Origin of the sequence: Polaromonas sp. C04, assembly GCF_002002705.1 — a bacterium.
Lineage (GTDB): Bacteria > Pseudomonadota > Gammaproteobacteria > Burkholderiales > Burkholderiaceae_C > Rhodoferax_A.
Window position 1 is genome coordinate 216130 of sequence record NZ_MUNS01000041.1, and the last position, 14923, is coordinate 231052.

Genomic DNA, 14923 nt, shown 5'->3' on the forward strand with positions numbered 1-14923 from the left:
CTATGTTATCGGCTCGTCGCGGCATTTGTTGTAACGTACGGACTGGCCAGAAAAACAAACCAGATCAGCGGAGTCCCATGGAAACAAGCATGTTCGACTACATCATCATCGGCGGCGGTTCCGCCGGCTGCGTGCTGGCGGCGCGCCTGAGCGAGAACCCGGCCACCCGGGTCTGCCTGCTGGAGGCCGGCCCGGTCGACAAGAGCGTGCTGATCCACTGCCCGGCCGGGCTCGCGCTGCTGGCCAAGAACGGGCAGGCCAACTGGGCGTTCGAGACCGTGCCGCAGCCCGGCCTGAACGGGCGGCGCGGCTACCAGCCGCGCGGCAAGGTGCTGGGCGGCTCCAGCTCGATCAACGCCATGATCTACAGCCGCGGCCACCCTAGCGACTACGACTATTGGGCCGCGCAGGGCAATCCGGGCTGGAGCTTTGACGAAGTGCTGCCGTATTTCAGGCGCTCCGAGCACAACGAGCGCGGGGCCGATGCCTGGCACGGCGCGGGCGGCCCGCTGAATGTGGCGGACCTGCGCAGTCCGAACCGTTTCGGCCCGGTGTTTGTGCGTGCCGGAAGGGAGGCGGGCTTCGCTGTGAACCACGACTTCAACGGCGCCGAGCAGGAAGGCGTGGGCATGTACCAGGTCACGCACAAAAACGGCGAACGCTTCAGCGCCGCCAAGGCCTACCTCACGCCGAACCTGTCGCGGCCCAACCTGCAGGTCATCACCGGCGCCCACACCACACGCATCCTGACCGAGGGCCGGCGCGCCGTCGGCGTGGAATACCGCCGTGGCGGCCAGCTCGAACAGATCAAGGCCACGCGCGAGGTGCTGCTGTGCGCCGGCTCGCTGCAGTCGCCGCAGCTGCTGTTGCTGTCGGGCATCGGCCCCGGCGCACAGTTGCAGCAGCACGGCATTGCCACCGTGCACGACCTGCCGGGCGTGGGCGAGAACCTGCACGACCACGTGGACGTGGTGCAAGTGGTGGACGCGCCGCACCTGAAGGACCTGTTCGGTATTTCCCCGGTCGGCCTGCTGCGCGTCCTCAAGGGCATTTTTGAATGGCACCGCCACCGCCGCGGCATGCTCACCACCAATTTTGCCGAGGCGGGCGGCTTCATCAAGAGCCAGCCGGGCGAGCCGATTCCGGATTTGCAGCTGCACTTTGTGATCGGCAAGCTGGTGAACCACGGCCGCACGACCAGCTTCGGCCACGGCTATTCATGCCATGTGTGCCTGCTGCGCCCGAAGAGCCGCGGCAGCGTGAAGCTGGCCAGCGCCGACCCGCTGGCGGTGCCGCTGATCGACCCGAACTTTCTGGGCGAGCCGGACGACCTGAGCCGCCTGCTGCGCGGCTTCAGGCTGATGCGCCACATCCTGTCGCAGCCGGTGCTGGCCGGCTATCGCGGCGCCGAGCTGCCGGCCTCCGCCGGCGCGCACACCGACGAGCAGATCGAGCAGTTCATCCGCGACCATTCCGACACGATTTACCACCCCGTCGGCACCTGCCGCATGGGCAACGATGCGCTGGCCGTGGTGGACGCCGAGTTGTGTGTGCACGGCATGGCCGGCCTGCGCGTGGTGGACGCCTCCATCATGCCGCGCGTGGTGGGCGGCAACACGAATGCGCCGACCATCATGATTGCCGAGAAGGCGGCCGACCTGATCAAGGCCGCGGCGCAGGTTGCATGAGCACTTTATAAGAAAAAATGGCCTGTAGCCCTGATCGACCGTGCGCTGACAGCTATCAAAACGATAGTCACCGACTCAGCCCTGAAAGCGCCGGCGCGTGAGTGCGAGCGCGATCCAGAACGTCACCAGCGTGTAGGCGGCCAGCACGCCCGCATGCAACAGCGGCTGCGCCGGCCACTGGCCCATGAACAGCGGACGCACCAGCTCCACCGCATGCGTCAGCGGCAGCAGGCTGGAGAGCGTGTGCACCAGGCCGGGCAGCTGCTCGCGCGGAAAGAACACGCCGCTGAGAAACATCATGGGCGTGAGGAACAGCGTGAAGTAGTAGGTGAAGAAGTCGTAGCCCTGCGCCAGCGCATTGAAGATCAGCGCGATGCAGCTGAAGGTGATGCCCGTGCCCAGCAGCACCGGCCAGGCCACCAGCAGCTTGGGGCTGTGGCTGATGTTCAGGGCCAGGATCACGAGCAGGATGGCCGTCACGCTGAACAGCGCCTTGAAGGCGGCCCACAGCATCTCGGCCAGCACGATGTTGTCCAGGTTCACCGGCGCATTCATGATGCCGTCCCAGGTCCTTTGCACATGCATGCGCGAGAACGCCGAGTACAGCGCCTCGAAGCTGGCGGCGTTCATGGCGCTCATGCAGACCGAGCCGCTGGCCAGGAACAGGATGTAGGGAATCTGCGCGCCGGCCACGGTCACGTGCCCCACGAGTGCGCCCATGCCGTAGCCAAAGGCTACCAGCCACATCAGCGGCTCGGCGATGTTGCCGACCAGGCTGGGAATGGCCAGCTTGCGCCACACCAGCAGGTTGCGCAGGAACACCGGCCACCAGCGCGCCGACAGGTCGGGCACGCGCCAAATGCTCAGGTTCGCCATCAGCCATCCTCCCTGATTTGCCGGCCGGTGAGCTTGAGGAACAGGTCCTCCAGGTTCGCCGGGCGGTGCAGCGTGCGCAGCTGCGGCCACGCGGCCAGCGCGGCCAGCAGCGGCTGCGCATCGTGCGTGTAGAAAAACACGGTCTCGCCACTGAGCTCGACGCGTGCCGCCAGCGCCTTCAGCGGCGCATCGAGCAGGGCCGCGGCGCCCACGCCATAGACCTCGACCACGTCCGGCTCCAGATACTCGGCGATCAGCTCGCGCGGCCGGCCTTCGGCGATCTTCCGGCCGTGGTCCAGTACCAGCAGGCGCGAACACAGGCGCTCGGCCTCGTCCATGAAATGCGTGGTCAGCAGGATCGATTTGCCCTGTTGCAGCAGCACCTGCAGCCGCTCCCACATCAGGTGGCGCGCCTGCGGATCCAGCCCGGTGGTGGGCTCGTCGAGCAGCAGCAGGCGCGGGTCGTTGACCAGGGCCCGGGCCAGGCTCAGGCGCCGGCGCATGCCGCCCGACAGCTCGCCCGGTTTGCTGTCGGCCTTGTGCGCCAGCGCGGCAAAGTCCAGCAGTGCCGGAATGCGCGGGCGAATCTCGGCCGCGCGCATGCCGAAATAGCGGCCATACACCAGCAGATTCTCGAAGCAGCTGAAGTCCGGGTCCAGCGTGTCGGACTGGCTCACCACGCCCAGCTGCGCCTTGATGGCGAGCGCATCGCGCGGCATCTGCAGGCCCGGCGCCGTGGCGCCATCGGGGAAATAGCGCACGGTGCCGGCGTCGTGCGCCGTCAGCCCCAGGCACATGCGGATGGTGGTGGTCTTGCCGGCGCCATTCGGCCCGATCACGCCCAGGCATTCGCCCGGCGCGATCTCAAAGGACAGGTCATCGACCACCACGGCGCTGCCGTAGCGTTTGGTCAGGCCCCGGACGGCAACGAGAGGATGGCTCATGCGACTATTATCCCGGCATGACTTTCCCTGAACTGGGCGCGCTGGCCGCCTGGGCCAACGATTCCTCGCTGCGCCTCGTGCTGGTCGCGCTGCTGGCCGTGCTGCTGGCCCTGCTGGTGCATGGCGTGGGCGCGGCCCTGGTGCTGCGCCTGACGCGGACCATGCCGGTGGCCTTCGCGGCGGCGGGGCAATGCAAGGCACCCACCCGCGTGCTGCTGCCCTTGATTGCGCTGCAGGCGGTCTGGCAGATTGCGCCCGATGATTTTCCGCTGATCGATGCCGTGCGCCATGGCAACGGCCTGCTGCTGCTGATGGTCCTGACCTGGCTGGGCCTGCGCGGTGTGCGCGGCGTGGTGCAGGGCGTCGTCGGCCTGCACCCGCTCGATGTCGAAGACAACCTGAACGCGCGCCGCATCCACACCCAGACCCACATGCTGGCGCGTATCGCCATGTTCACGGTGCTGCTGGCCGGTTTGGCCCTGATGCTGATGACCTTTCCGGGCGCGCGCCAGTTCGGCGCCGGCCTGCTGGCCTCGGCCGGTGTGGTCGGCCTGGTGGCGGGGATTGCGGCGCGCCCGATTTTCAGCAACCTGATCGCCGGGCTGCAGATTGCGCTGGCGCAGCCCATCCGCCTGGACGACGTGCTGGTGGTGCAGGGGGACTTCGGCCGCGTCGAGGAAATTACCGGCACCTACGTGGTGCTCAAGCTCTGGGATGAGCGCCGGCTGATCATTCCGCTGCAGTGGTTCATCGAAAACCCGTTTCACAACTGGACGCGCAAGAGCGCCGGCATCATCGGCACGGTCTTCCTGTGGGTGGACTACCGCATGCCACTGGAGCCGCTGCGCAGGCAGGCGCAGCGGGTCTGCGACGACGCACCCGAATGGGACCGGCGCCTGTGCAAATTGCAGGTGGTGGACGCCGGCGAGCGCAGCATGCAGTTGCGCGTACTGGTGAGCTCCGCCAGCTCGGGCCAGAACTGGGACCTGCGCTGCCGTGTGCGCGAGGCGCTGGTGGATTTCATGCAGCGCGAGTATCCGCAGCATCTGCCTTTGATGCGTGCCGAACTGGCGGAGACGGTTATTTCAGAAAAACAGGCTGTAGCCCAATAGGGTTGTTCGCAGGTAGCTACTTAATTGATAGCAATCGAGGGCGGGCTGCGCGTGCCCGCTACTGGAACGCCACTTCGGAAAAACTGCGCAGCTTGCGGCTGTGCAACTGGTCGATGCGCTGCTCGCGCAGCAGCTCGACGGCGCGGATGCCGATGCGCAGGTGCTGGTCCACGCGCTCGCGGTAGAAGTGGTTCGCCATGCCGGGCAGCTTGATCTCGCCGTGCAGCGGCTTGTCGGACACGCACAGGAGCGTGCCGTAGGGCACACGGAAGCGAAAGCCGTTCGCCGCGATGGTGGCGCTCTCCATGTCCAGCGCCACCGCGCGGCTCTGGCTGAAGCGGCGCTGCGGCGTGTTGTGCGGCAGCAGCTCCCAGTTACGGTTGTCGGTGCTGGCCACGGTGCCGGTGCGCAGGATGCCCTTGAGCGCGGCGCCGCGCAGTTGCGTCACGTCGGCCACCGCATCCTGCAGCGCCACCTGGATCTCGGCCAGCGCCGGGATCGGCACCCACAGCGGCAGCTCCTCGTCGAGCACGTGGTCCTCGCGCACATAGCCGTGCGCCAGCACGTAGTCGCCCAGCTGCTGGCTGTTGCGCAGGCCGGCGCAATGGCCCAGCATGAGCCAGGCGTGCGGGCGCAGCACCGCGATGTGGTCGGTGATGGTCTTGGCATTGGCCGGGCCGACGCCGATGTTGCTCATGGTGATGCCGGAGCGGTCGGCGCGCAGCAGGTGGTAGGACGGCATCTGCGGCAGGCGCGGCGGCGCGGCGCCCAGCGCGTCGCCCGCTTCGGCGCTGAGTCCCACGCGGCGCGTGACCACGTTGCCCGGCTCCACGAACGCGATGTAGTCGCTGTTCGGGTCGGCCATGGCCTCGTGCCCGAGGCGCACGAACTCGTCGATGTAGAACTGGTAGTTGGTGAACAGCACGAAGTTCTGGAAATGCTCGGGCGCCGTGCCGGTGTAGTGGCGCAGGCGCTGCAGCGAGTAGTCCACGCGCGGCGCGGTGAACAGCGACAGCGGCTGCGGCTCGCCGGGGCGCGGCTCATAGGTGCCATTGGCGATGCCGTCGTCCATGGCGGCCAGGTCGGGCAGGTCGAACACGTCGCGCATCAGCAGGCGGCGCCCGGGCGTCATGCTGCCTTCCACATGGTCGTGCTCGGCGAACGAGAAGTGCACCGGGATCGGCTGCGTGCTGGTGCCCACCTCCAGCTCCACCTCGTGGTTTTGCAGCAGCAGGCGGAACTGCTCCAGGTAGTACCGGCTGTACAGGTCGGGGCGCGTGAGCGTGGTCTCGAAGCGGCCCGGGCCGGCGACGAAGCCGTAGCTCAGACGTGTGCTCTCGGCCGGGTCGGGGGCGGCGCGCGCCACCGTGTGGGTGTGGATGCGCACGAACGGGTAGCAGGCGCGCACGTGTCCGGGCAGCGACTCGCCCGCCACGAAGCGCTGCATGGCCTGGCGCAAATGGTCGATCTGCTGGCTGTAGATGGCCTGCACCTGGGCCAGCGCGGCCGCGGCGTCAGTGTGGCGCGTGGGCGCGATGAAGGGGGGCAGGTAGGGCATGGCGCTATTGTCCCTATTTCCGTCAGACTGCTGCGGCCGCCGGCTCCCGAACCGGTTCGCGCATCGCCACAAATTCTTCCGCCAGCGTGGGGTGGATGCCGATGGTGCTGTCGAACACGGCCTTGGTCGCGCCGGCCTTGAGCGCCACGGCAAAGCCCTGCACCACCTCGCCGGCGTCGGGCCCGACCATGTGCAGGCCGACCACGCGGTCGCTCGCGTCGTCTACCAGCAGCTTCATCAGCGTGCGCTCAACGCTGCCGCTCAGCGTGTGCTTGAGCGGCTTGAAGTCGGAGCGGTACACCGTGATGCGGCCGAACCTGGCGCGCGCCTGCGCCTCGGTGTAACCCACGGTGCCAATATTGGGGTGCGTGAACACGGCAGTGGGAACAAAGTCGTAGCTCATGTCGCGCGCTGCCTTGCCATCCGCCGGCCCCAGCAGATGATCGACCAGCGCCATGGCCTCGCCCAGCGCCACCGGCGTGAGCTGCAGGCGCGCCGTCACGTCGCCCAGCGCGTAGATGGAGGGCACCGAGCTCTGGTAGTGCGCGTCCACCACGATCGCGCCATCCTTGCCCAGCGCCACGCCCGCGGCCTCCAGCCCCATGCCGTGCACGTTCGGTACCCGGCCGGTGGCGTAGAGCACCGCGTCCACGGTGGCGCTGTCGCCACCGGCCAGCCGGACCACCAGGCCTTCCGCCGTGCGCTCGATGGCCGCCACCTCGGCCTGGAGGCGCAGGTCCACGCCGGCCTTGCCCATCTCGGCGGCGATGAAGCCGCGCACCTCGTCGTCAAAGCCGCGCAGCACCTGCGCGCCGCGGTACAGCTGCGTGACCTGCGCCCCCAGCCCGTTGAAGATGGAGGCGAATTCGCAGGCGATGTAGCCGCCGCCCACCACCAGCAGCCGGGCCGGGAACGGTTCAAGGTCGAAAATCTCGTTGGAGGTGATCGCATGCTCGCGGCCCGCAACGGCGGGCACACTGGGCGTGCCGCCGGTGGCGATCAGGATGTGGCGGGCGCTGTAGCTGCGCTCGCCGAGCTGCACCGTGTGCGCATCCGCCAGTTGCGCGTGTTCGCTGAACAATTGCACGCCCGCGCCGGTGAGCAGCTGCAGGTACACGCCATTGAGACGTGTGATCTCGCGCGCGCGATTCGCCTTGAGGCGGCCCCAGTCGAGCCGGGGCGCTTCCAGGTCCCAGCCAAAGCCATGCGCTTCCTCGAAGGCTTCGGCATAGTGCGCGGCGTAGCTGTACAGCTTCTTGGGGATGCAGCCGACATTCACGCAGGTGCCGCCGAGTCCGGCGACGCCGCCCGACTCCGCCAGCGCCACCCGCGCACCGCGCTGCGCCGCCATGCGCGCGGCGCGCACACCGCCGCTGCCGCCGCCAATCACGAACAGATCAAAGTCAAAGGTTTTCATCTTGGGTGTATTCCGGTTTTTGAAGGTCACGGACACCCAAGCATGCCTGCACCGGCGCGCGCCTGCAACCGCGGGACGTCAGGGCCGGAGCGGGCAGTCCTTGAATAAATGGAGAACAATCACCAACTTGACTGTGACACCCGCAAATCATCAAGGCACATCATGACCACCCAACTCAAAATCGACTTTGTCTCCGACGTTTCCTGCCCCTGGTGCGTGATTGGCCTGAAATCACTGGACGAGGCGCTGGCGCGCGTCGGCAAGGATGTCACCGCCGAACTGCATTTCCAGCCGTTCGAGCTCAATCCCCAGATGGCGCCCGAGGGCCAGGAGATTACCGAACACATCACCGAAAAGTACGGCATCACGCCTGCGCAGGCGCTGGCCAACCGCGAAAACATCCGTGCGCGCGGCGCGCAGGTGGGCTTCAAGTTCAGCATGGCGGATGAGCCCGGCGGCGGCCGCCACCGCATCTACAACACCTTTGACGCGCATCGGCTCTTACATTGGGCCGAGCTGGAAGGCCTGGACAAGCAAAAAGCGCTGAAAGAAGCGCTGTTCAAGGCCTACTTCACCGACGGCCAGAGCCCCGCCTCGCACGAGGTGCTGGCGCGGGTGGCGGGCGAGGCCGGCCTGGACGCCGCGCGTGCGCGCGAGATCCTGGCTTCAGGCGCGTATGCCGATGAAGTGCGCGCGCGCGAGCAGTTTTATCTCAACAATGGCATTCATTCGGTGCCGGCCATCATCATCAACGAGCGCCATTTGATCTCGGGCGGGCAGCCCGCCGAGGTGTTCGAGCAGGCGCTGCGCCAGATCGCTGCCGAAGGCTGACGGCAGCGGCGGCACAGCGCCGCGCCGATCACCGGTAGGGTTTGCTGGTTTCGTGGCCGATCACGCCGCCCACAGCGGCGCCACCGACGGTCCCGAGGGCGCTGCCGCCCGTCAAAACGGCACCCCCGACGGCACCGATGCCGGCGCCCACAGCGGTGTTTTGATCCTGCCTTGACATGCCGGCGCAGCCACCCAGACCGAGGACCAGGACTGCGGTTGCCGCACTCAGTGCAAAATTTTGTATGGTTTTCATGGAGCTACCTCTTTCTCAAACAAGGTGAGCGGCGACATGGCCGTCCACGTCTTCAATATAGAAGAGGCCCGGCGGCCGCGCTGTCGGGGCAGTTCGCCAGCCTGTGTAGGAGAGCGATGACAGTCAGACTGCGCGCGAGGCGGCCATGCGCAGCGAGTCCGCCACCGCCAGCATCGGCTGCAGCACGCTGGCGCCAAGCTTTCTGGAGCGTTCGCCGCTCCAGCCGTAGAGCTCGTCGGGCAGGTCGGCGTTGTCCTTGAACGGCATCTCGATGGTGAAGGCCAGGCAATCGAAGTGCTGGCTCACCCAATTGGTGGCGAGCGTGAGGTTGGCGCTGCCGGGCGCGGCCTGGCCGTAGCCCTGCCCGGTCTGAAAATCGGGGCTGGCGGCCAGCCACGCGGCCTTGAACGCCGCCTCCAGCGCCGCCAGCCGCGGCGTGTAGCCAGGGTTGCCCTCGGCACCGGCCACGAAGTTGTACGGCAGGCTCTCGTCGCCATGCGCGTCCAGGCACAGGTCCACGCCGGTCTGCTGCATCGCCTGGCGCACCAGAAACACCTCGGGCGACTTTTCCAGGCTTGGCGTCTGCCATTCGCGGTTCAGGTTCGCGCCGGCGGCATTGGTGCGCAGGTTGCCGCGCACCGCGCCGTCGGGGTTCATGTTTGGCACCACGTAGAACACGCAATGGTCCAGCAGCACGCGGCTGACCGGGTCGTCGCCGTCGAGCAGCCGCTCCAGGAATCCTTCGACAAACCACTCGGCCATGGTCTCGCCCGGGTGCTGGCGCGCGATCAGCCAGACCTTCTTTTTGGCGGCGAACGCGGTGGCGCTTCGCGCATCGGTGATGCGCAACAGCGTCATGTCGCGCCCATCCAGTGTGGTGCCGAGGGGCCGCACCTCGACATGGTCGGATTGCCCGCTTGACCCGATCAGGTCGAGGTGGCGCTCGTACGAATAGGGCTCGAAGTAGGCGAAATAAACGCTGTGCGTATCGGGCGTGAGCCGGGCCGTCATGACCTGGCCGTCGAAGCTCGTGGCTATGCGCAGCCAGTGCTGGCGGTCGTGGCTGGCCAGCACGCGGTAGTCATCCCAGCCCTTGGGGAACGCGCACTGGCCCGCGTTCAGAAAGCGCAGCGTTACCGGCAGGCCGGCCGCGCCCTGCAGCCGGAAGTGAAACCACTGCGCAAAGCCGGCCGCGTTGTCGCTGCGGATCCTGAGCTGGATGTCGTTCGGGTCGGCCAGGCTCACGACCTCAATGGCACCGGCATCAAACGAGGTGGAAATGCTCAGTGGCGGCATGAGACGGGTTTTGATGGTGGATTCAGACGGCTGCATAGCGCTCGCGCAGTTCGCGCTTGAGCACCTTGCCGATTGCGCTGCGCGGCAACTCGTCGATGAACTGCAGCGCGGCCAGCCGCTGCGTCTTGCCGACACGGCCATTGAACCACTGCAGCAGAGCGTCCGCCGTGGTGTCGTTGCCCGGCCGCCCGACCACGAAGGCTACGGGCGTCTCGCCCCAGGCCTGGGACGGTACACCGACCACCGCCGCCTCCGCCACCGCGGGATGCTCGCGCAGCACGGCTTCGAGGTCGCTCGGGTAGATGTTGAAGCCGCCCGAGATGATCATGTCCTTCTTGCGGTCGAACAGTGTGAGAAAGCCGTCGGCGTCGAAGCGGCCGACGTCGCCGGTGCGGATGAAGCGCTTGCCGGCCGGGTCGAACCATTCGGCCTCGCGCGTCTTGCCGGGCTGGCCGTGGTAGCCGGTCATCATGCCGGGCGAATGGCCGACCACTTCGCCGGCCTCGCCTGGCGCGACTTCATGACCTTCGTCGTCGATCAGCCGGATGTCGCTGGTGGCCGCCGGCTGGCCGACCGTGTGCAGTTTGTGCGGGTACAGGTGCGCCTGCAGGATGCAGGTGCCGCCGCCCTCGGTCATGCCGTAGTACTCGATCAGGCCGCCGGGCCAGCGCCCCAGCACATCGGCCTTGAGCGCGGCCGAGAACGGCGCGCTGGTGGAGAACTTGAAGACGAAGCTGGACAGATCAAAACGGTCAAACTCGGGCCTCGCCATGATGCGCTGGTACTGCACCGGCACCAGCATGGTGTGCGTGGCGCGCTGTGTCTGCGCGAGTTGCAGGTAGCCGAGTGCGTCGAATTTCGGCATCAGCACCACGGTGCCACCGAAGGCCAGCGTCGGGAAGAACATCACCAGCGTGGTATTCGAGTACAGCGGGGTGGCCAGCACGGTCACGGTGCCCGGGCCGTAGCTGAACTGGTCGCCGCGCTGCACATGGGCCCAGCGCATGCCGTGGCCCTGCACGATGCCCTTGGGCTCGCCCGTGGTGCCGGACGAATAGATGATGTTGAAGGGTGTCTCGGGGCGGATGTCGGCGTGCGCCGGTGTTGCGCCTTCAGGCGCCAGCCAGTCGTGCAGGGCACGCCCCGCGCTCGAGCCGTCGAGCGCGATGCGCGGCCCCGGTGGGGTGCTGGCTGGCGTGGTTGCCGCGTCCAGCGCCGCGGCCACGCCGGCATCCAGGAAGAACAGCCTGGCCTGCGCGTCCGCCGCCATGCGCAGCAGGCTCTCGGGCATCGAGCTCGGCGCCAGCGGAGCCACCGCGACGCCAGCGCGCAGCGCGCCGAGAAACACCGCGGCGTATTCGATCGACGGGCTGGCGCAGATCGCAATCGCGTCGCCCACCTGCACACCATCGCGTTGCAGCGCCGCGGCCGTGCGGTCCATCAACGCATCGAGCGCACCGTAGGTTAGCGTGCGCTCGCCCTCGACCAGCGCGCGCCGTGTCGGCGCCTGCGCGGCATGCCCGCGGATCAGCTCGGTGATGAGGCCAAAGTCTTGCTGCGAAAGGTCGTGCATGGTGAAGGTATCCGGAAGGCTGTGGCCATCATAATGAATCAGGGGTGCGCGGCGTACCGATAATCGACGCATGACCACCTCTTCTTTCAGCACCTTGCCACTCAGCCCCGCCGTGCTCGCCAACCTGCAGCAGCTGGGCTACCACGGCATGACGCCGATCCAGGCCGCCAGCCTGCCCGTGGCGCTGCTCGGCCAGGATCTGATCGCGCAGGCCCAGACCGGCAGCGGAAAGACGGCAGCCTTTGCACTGGCCCTGCTGGCGAATCTGAATCCGCGCCGCTTTGCCGTGCAGGCGCTGGTGCTGTGCCCCACGCGCGAGCTGGCCGACCAGGTCACGCAGGAGATCCGCCGTCTCGCACGCGCCGAGGAGAACATCAAGATCGTGACCCTGTGCGGCGGCGTGCCGATGCGCATGCAAAACGCCAGCCTGGAGCATGGCGCCCACATCGTGGTGGGCACGCCCGGGCGCATCATGGACCACTTGCAGCGCGGCACCTTGAATCTGGACGCGCTCAATACGCTGGTGCTGGACGAGGCCGACCGCATGCTCGACATGGGCTTTTTCGACGACATTGCCACCGTGGCGCGCCAGTGCCCGAAGGAGCGCCAGACGCTGCTGTTCTCGGCCACCTACCCCGAAGGGATTGAAAAAATCGCGCGGCAATTCATGCGCGAGCCCCGCCAGATCAAGGTGGAGGCGCAGCATACTGCCGATGTCATCGAGCAGCGCTTCTACCAGGTTACGCGCGCCAGCCGGTTACCCACGGTGGCGCTGCTGCTGAACCACTTTCGCCCGGTCAGCACGCTGGCCTTTTGCAACACCAAGCAGCAGTGCCGCGAGCTGGTGGCGCTGTTACAGGCGCAGGGCTTCAGCGCGCTGGCCCTGTTTGGCGAACTCGAGCAGCGCGAGCGCGACCAGGTGCTGGCGCAGTTTGCGAACCGCAGCTGCTCTGTGCTGGTCGCCACCGACGTGGCCTCGCGCGGGCTTGACATCGAGCAGCTGGAGGCGGTGATCAACGTCGACATCACGCCCGACGCCGAGGTCCACGTGCACCGTATCGGCCGCACCGGACGCGCCGGCGAATCGGGGCTGGCGCTGAGCCTGGCGAGCATGGACGAGATGGGCTTTGTCGGCAAGATCGAGCAGTACCAGAAGCGCGAATCCATCTGGCACAAAGTCGAAGAGCTCACGCCCGCCAGCGCCGAGTCGCTGCTGCCGCCCATGGTGACGCTGCAGATCCTGGGTGGCCGCAAGGAAAAGATCCGCCCCGGCGACGTGCTGGGCGCGCTCACGGGGGAGGCCGGGTTCAGCCGCGAGCAGGTCGGCAAGATCAACGTCACCGAGTTCTCCACCTTTGTCGCGGTGCGGCGCGACATCGCGCAGGACGCCCTGCGCAAACTCAATGCCGGCAAAGTCAAGGGCAAGAGCGTCAAGGTGCGGCTGATGCACGTCGATCAACCTTGATTGACAAGAGAATTGACCTGTAGCCCTTGCCGTATATGCGCTATCAGCTATTGAAAAAGTAGCGTCACGGACCGGACCTTGAACCTCATGCGGCCGTCCGACGGGTACGGGCAGGACGCGATGGTTTGGGTTGACCCGCCACCACCTGGAGCGCCACGGGTGCTTTTCGGGCCGTCGTTTTGGGGCTGGGCCTGGTTTTGGCCGCGGGCTTCCTGGCGACTGCCTTTTTGGGCGTCGCCGGCTTGGCGCGGGCGGGCGTGCGGACTTTGTGGGCTGGCGCGCGGTGCCGCGCCGCAACGGCCTCGGTGGACGCGGCGTGCCTCGCAGGCTCGGCCACCGCGGCGGGCGTGAGCTTCAGCAACTCCTCGTGCGTCGCCTGCATGTACCTGGCCAGCTCCGGCAGGTCAGGCATGGCCTTGCGGCAAGCGGTCAGGCCGAAGTCGAGCGAGCCGTTGTAGCTCTGCACGGTCACGTTCAGCGCCATGCTGTGCCCCACGATGGACACCGGGTAGTAGGTCAGCATCTTCGCGCCCGCCATGTACAGCGCGAACTTCGGCCCCGGCACGTTGGAGATGGCGACGTTGACGACCGGCGGCATGCGGTTTGCCAGCCTGGAGCGGCCATACAGCGACACCAGACCGCCGATCAGCCAGGGCGCGCCCAGCGAGGGAAAGTCCATAGTCATTACCGACTTCATGCTGGCCGTCATGGCCTTGGCTGCCAGGCTCGATTGCCGGATCGCCTGCAGCCGCTCTAGCGGGTCGGCAACGGTGCTGGCCAGGCTCACGCGCATCATCGAGGCCTGCGTGTTCATCTCGGTGTTGCCCTTTTCGCGCAGGCTCACCGGAACGCCGGCCAGCAGCGGCTCGGTCGGCACGCAGCCCAGGTCGGCCAGGTAGTGGCGCAGCGCGCCCGAGCAAATCGCCATCACCACATCGTTCAGGGTCACGCCCTGGCCCTTGGCGATGTGCTTGATCTCGGCCAGTGGAATCGAAAAACTCGAAAAAATCCGCTGATTGGTGACGCTCACATTGATCGGCGTCTTGGGGCCGAACCACTGGTTGCCGATGGCGCCCTTGACGCCTTTGGCGGGGGCGGGCGCGCCGGCTTCGGCGCCGGGCGTCTCGCTGGGCGCCGGGCGCAGCATCTGCACCGTGCTGCGCAGCATCGCCGGCAGCGCCCGGGCCAGCCTGGCCGCCTGCACCAGCGAGTTCTTCAGGCCGGCGCCCGTCAGCTCGGCAATGCCGTAGGTGTCGTGGTCCATGGGGCGGCGCGGCGGCGCCGGGCGCACTGTGCGCGGCACCGGGCCGAGGTCCATGATGGACTGGGCCAGCACGGCGCCGCCTTCGCCGTCCAGCGCGGCGTGGTGCACCTTGGAGTAGAACGCCACGCGGCGCGTGCCCTTGGGGGCATCGGGCGGGGTCTCGACGCCCTCGATCACATAGAACTCCCACAACGGGCGGCTGCGGTCGAGCTGGCTCGAATGCAGCCGGCCCACCAGATTGTCCAGCTGGGCGCGGTTGCCCGGCTTGGGCAGCACCGTGCTGCGGATGTGGTATTCCAGATCGAGGTCGTCATCGGCGACCCAGACCGGATTGGCCAGCTCGAACGGCATGTTCAGCAGCTTGCGCTGGAACACGGGCGCCAGGTGCATGCGGCGCTCGATGTGCCGGCGCACGTCCTGCACGAATTCGCCCTTGTAGCCGGGCGGCAGCTCGAAGATGTTGAGCCCGCCCACGTGCATGGGCATTTCGGGTGTTTCAAGGTACAGGAACGAAGCGTCGATGCCGCCGAGGTGGTCCATTGCAGTCTCCAGGGGTTTGGGTGCCGGGCTGCGATCTTGAACCATTTGCGGCAAAAGCGGTAGCACCTGGGCGTCACCGTCAGGCGCCCAGACATTTCCCTACCTG

Annotated in this window: 12 protein-coding genes; 4 read left to right on the top strand and 8 right to left on the bottom strand. The window is 67.2% G+C overall.

The annotated features are described in order from the left end of the window. The first annotated feature begins 89 nt into the window (after nucleotides 1–89). Complete coding sequence (locus B0E49_RS17465) at nucleotides 90–1688, top strand: GMC family oxidoreductase (protein WP_077563730.1); 1599 nt, start codon at nucleotides 90–92, stop codon at nucleotides 1686–1688. A 75-nt stretch (nucleotides 1689–1763) separates the two neighbouring features. Here B0E49_RS17465 and B0E49_RS17470 read toward each other — a convergent pair whose 3' ends face one another. Next, complete coding sequence (locus tag B0E49_RS17470) at nucleotides 1764–2564, bottom strand: ABC transporter permease (RefSeq protein ID WP_077563732.1); 801 nt, start codon at nucleotides 2562–2564, stop codon at nucleotides 1764–1766. Then, nucleotides 2564–3508 (bottom strand): ATP-binding cassette domain-containing protein, encoded by a 945-nt coding sequence (locus B0E49_RS17475; protein ID WP_077563733.1) that lies wholly within the window; start codon nucleotides 3506–3508, stop codon nucleotides 2564–2566. The genes B0E49_RS17470 and B0E49_RS17475 overlap by 1 nt, the downstream gene beginning before the upstream one ends. Nucleotides 3509–3525: 17 nt before the next feature. On the opposite strand from B0E49_RS17475, the gene B0E49_RS17480 reads away from it, so the two are divergent. Further along, nucleotides 3526–4620, top strand: a complete 1095-nt coding sequence (locus B0E49_RS17480) for a mechanosensitive ion channel family protein (protein WP_077563735.1) — start codon at nucleotides 3526–3528, stop codon at nucleotides 4618–4620. A 58-nt stretch (nucleotides 4621–4678) separates the two neighbouring features. Here the strand turns inward: B0E49_RS17480 and B0E49_RS17485 are convergent, their stop codons facing one another. Both B0E49_RS17485 and gorA read right to left on the bottom strand, forming a co-directional pair. Further along, nucleotides 4679–6178 carry an AMP nucleosidase gene (locus B0E49_RS17485; RefSeq protein WP_077563736.1) on the bottom strand — a complete coding sequence of 500 codons (1500 nt, stop codon included), beginning with the start codon at nucleotides 6176–6178 and terminating at the stop codon, nucleotides 4679–4681. 22 nt (nucleotides 6179–6200) lie between these two features. After that, a complete protein-coding gene (gene gorA / locus B0E49_RS17490; protein ID WP_077563738.1) occupies nucleotides 6201–7595 on the bottom strand; it encodes a glutathione-disulfide reductase in 1395 nt (464 codons plus the stop codon). 162 nt (nucleotides 7596–7757) lie between these two features. Here gorA and B0E49_RS17495 point away from each other — a divergent pair, with 162 nt between their 5' ends. Then, complete coding sequence (locus B0E49_RS17495) at nucleotides 7758–8426, top strand: DsbA family oxidoreductase (protein WP_077563740.1); 669 nt, start codon at nucleotides 7758–7760, stop codon at nucleotides 8424–8426. Nucleotides 8427–8454: 28 nt separating this feature from the next. Here the strand turns inward: B0E49_RS17495 and B0E49_RS17500 are convergent, their stop codons facing one another. The 3 genes from B0E49_RS17500 to B0E49_RS17510 form a co-directional block, all read right to left on the bottom strand. Beyond that, nucleotides 8455–8679, bottom strand: a complete 225-nt coding sequence (locus B0E49_RS17500; protein WP_077563742.1) for a YMGG-like glycine zipper-containing protein — start codon at nucleotides 8677–8679, stop codon at nucleotides 8455–8457. A gap of 123 nt (nucleotides 8680–8802) precedes the next feature. Then, nucleotides 8803–9975, bottom strand: a complete 1173-nt coding sequence (locus B0E49_RS17505; protein ID WP_077563743.1) for a M14 family metallopeptidase — start codon at nucleotides 9973–9975, stop codon at nucleotides 8803–8805. A gap of 22 nt (nucleotides 9976–9997) precedes the next feature. Next, on the bottom strand, nucleotides 9998–11548 hold the full coding sequence (locus tag B0E49_RS17510; RefSeq protein ID WP_077563745.1) for a class I adenylate-forming enzyme family protein: 1551 nt from the start codon (nucleotides 11546–11548) through the stop codon (nucleotides 9998–10000). A gap of 70 nt (nucleotides 11549–11618) precedes the next feature. Between B0E49_RS17510 and dbpA the strand changes: the two genes are divergently transcribed. Further along, nucleotides 11619–13013: an ATP-dependent RNA helicase DbpA gene (gene dbpA / locus B0E49_RS17515; RefSeq protein ID WP_077563747.1), complete on the top strand. Its 1395-nt coding sequence runs from the start codon at nucleotides 11619–11621 to the stop codon at nucleotides 13011–13013. Between the two features lie 85 nt (nucleotides 13014–13098). Here the strand turns inward: dbpA and B0E49_RS17520 are convergent, their stop codons facing one another. Further along, entirely contained in the window at nucleotides 13099–14817 is a 1719-nt protein-coding gene (locus tag B0E49_RS17520; RefSeq protein ID WP_077563749.1) for a WS/DGAT/MGAT family O-acyltransferase, read from the bottom strand. Nucleotides 14818–14923: the final 106 nt, after the last annotated feature.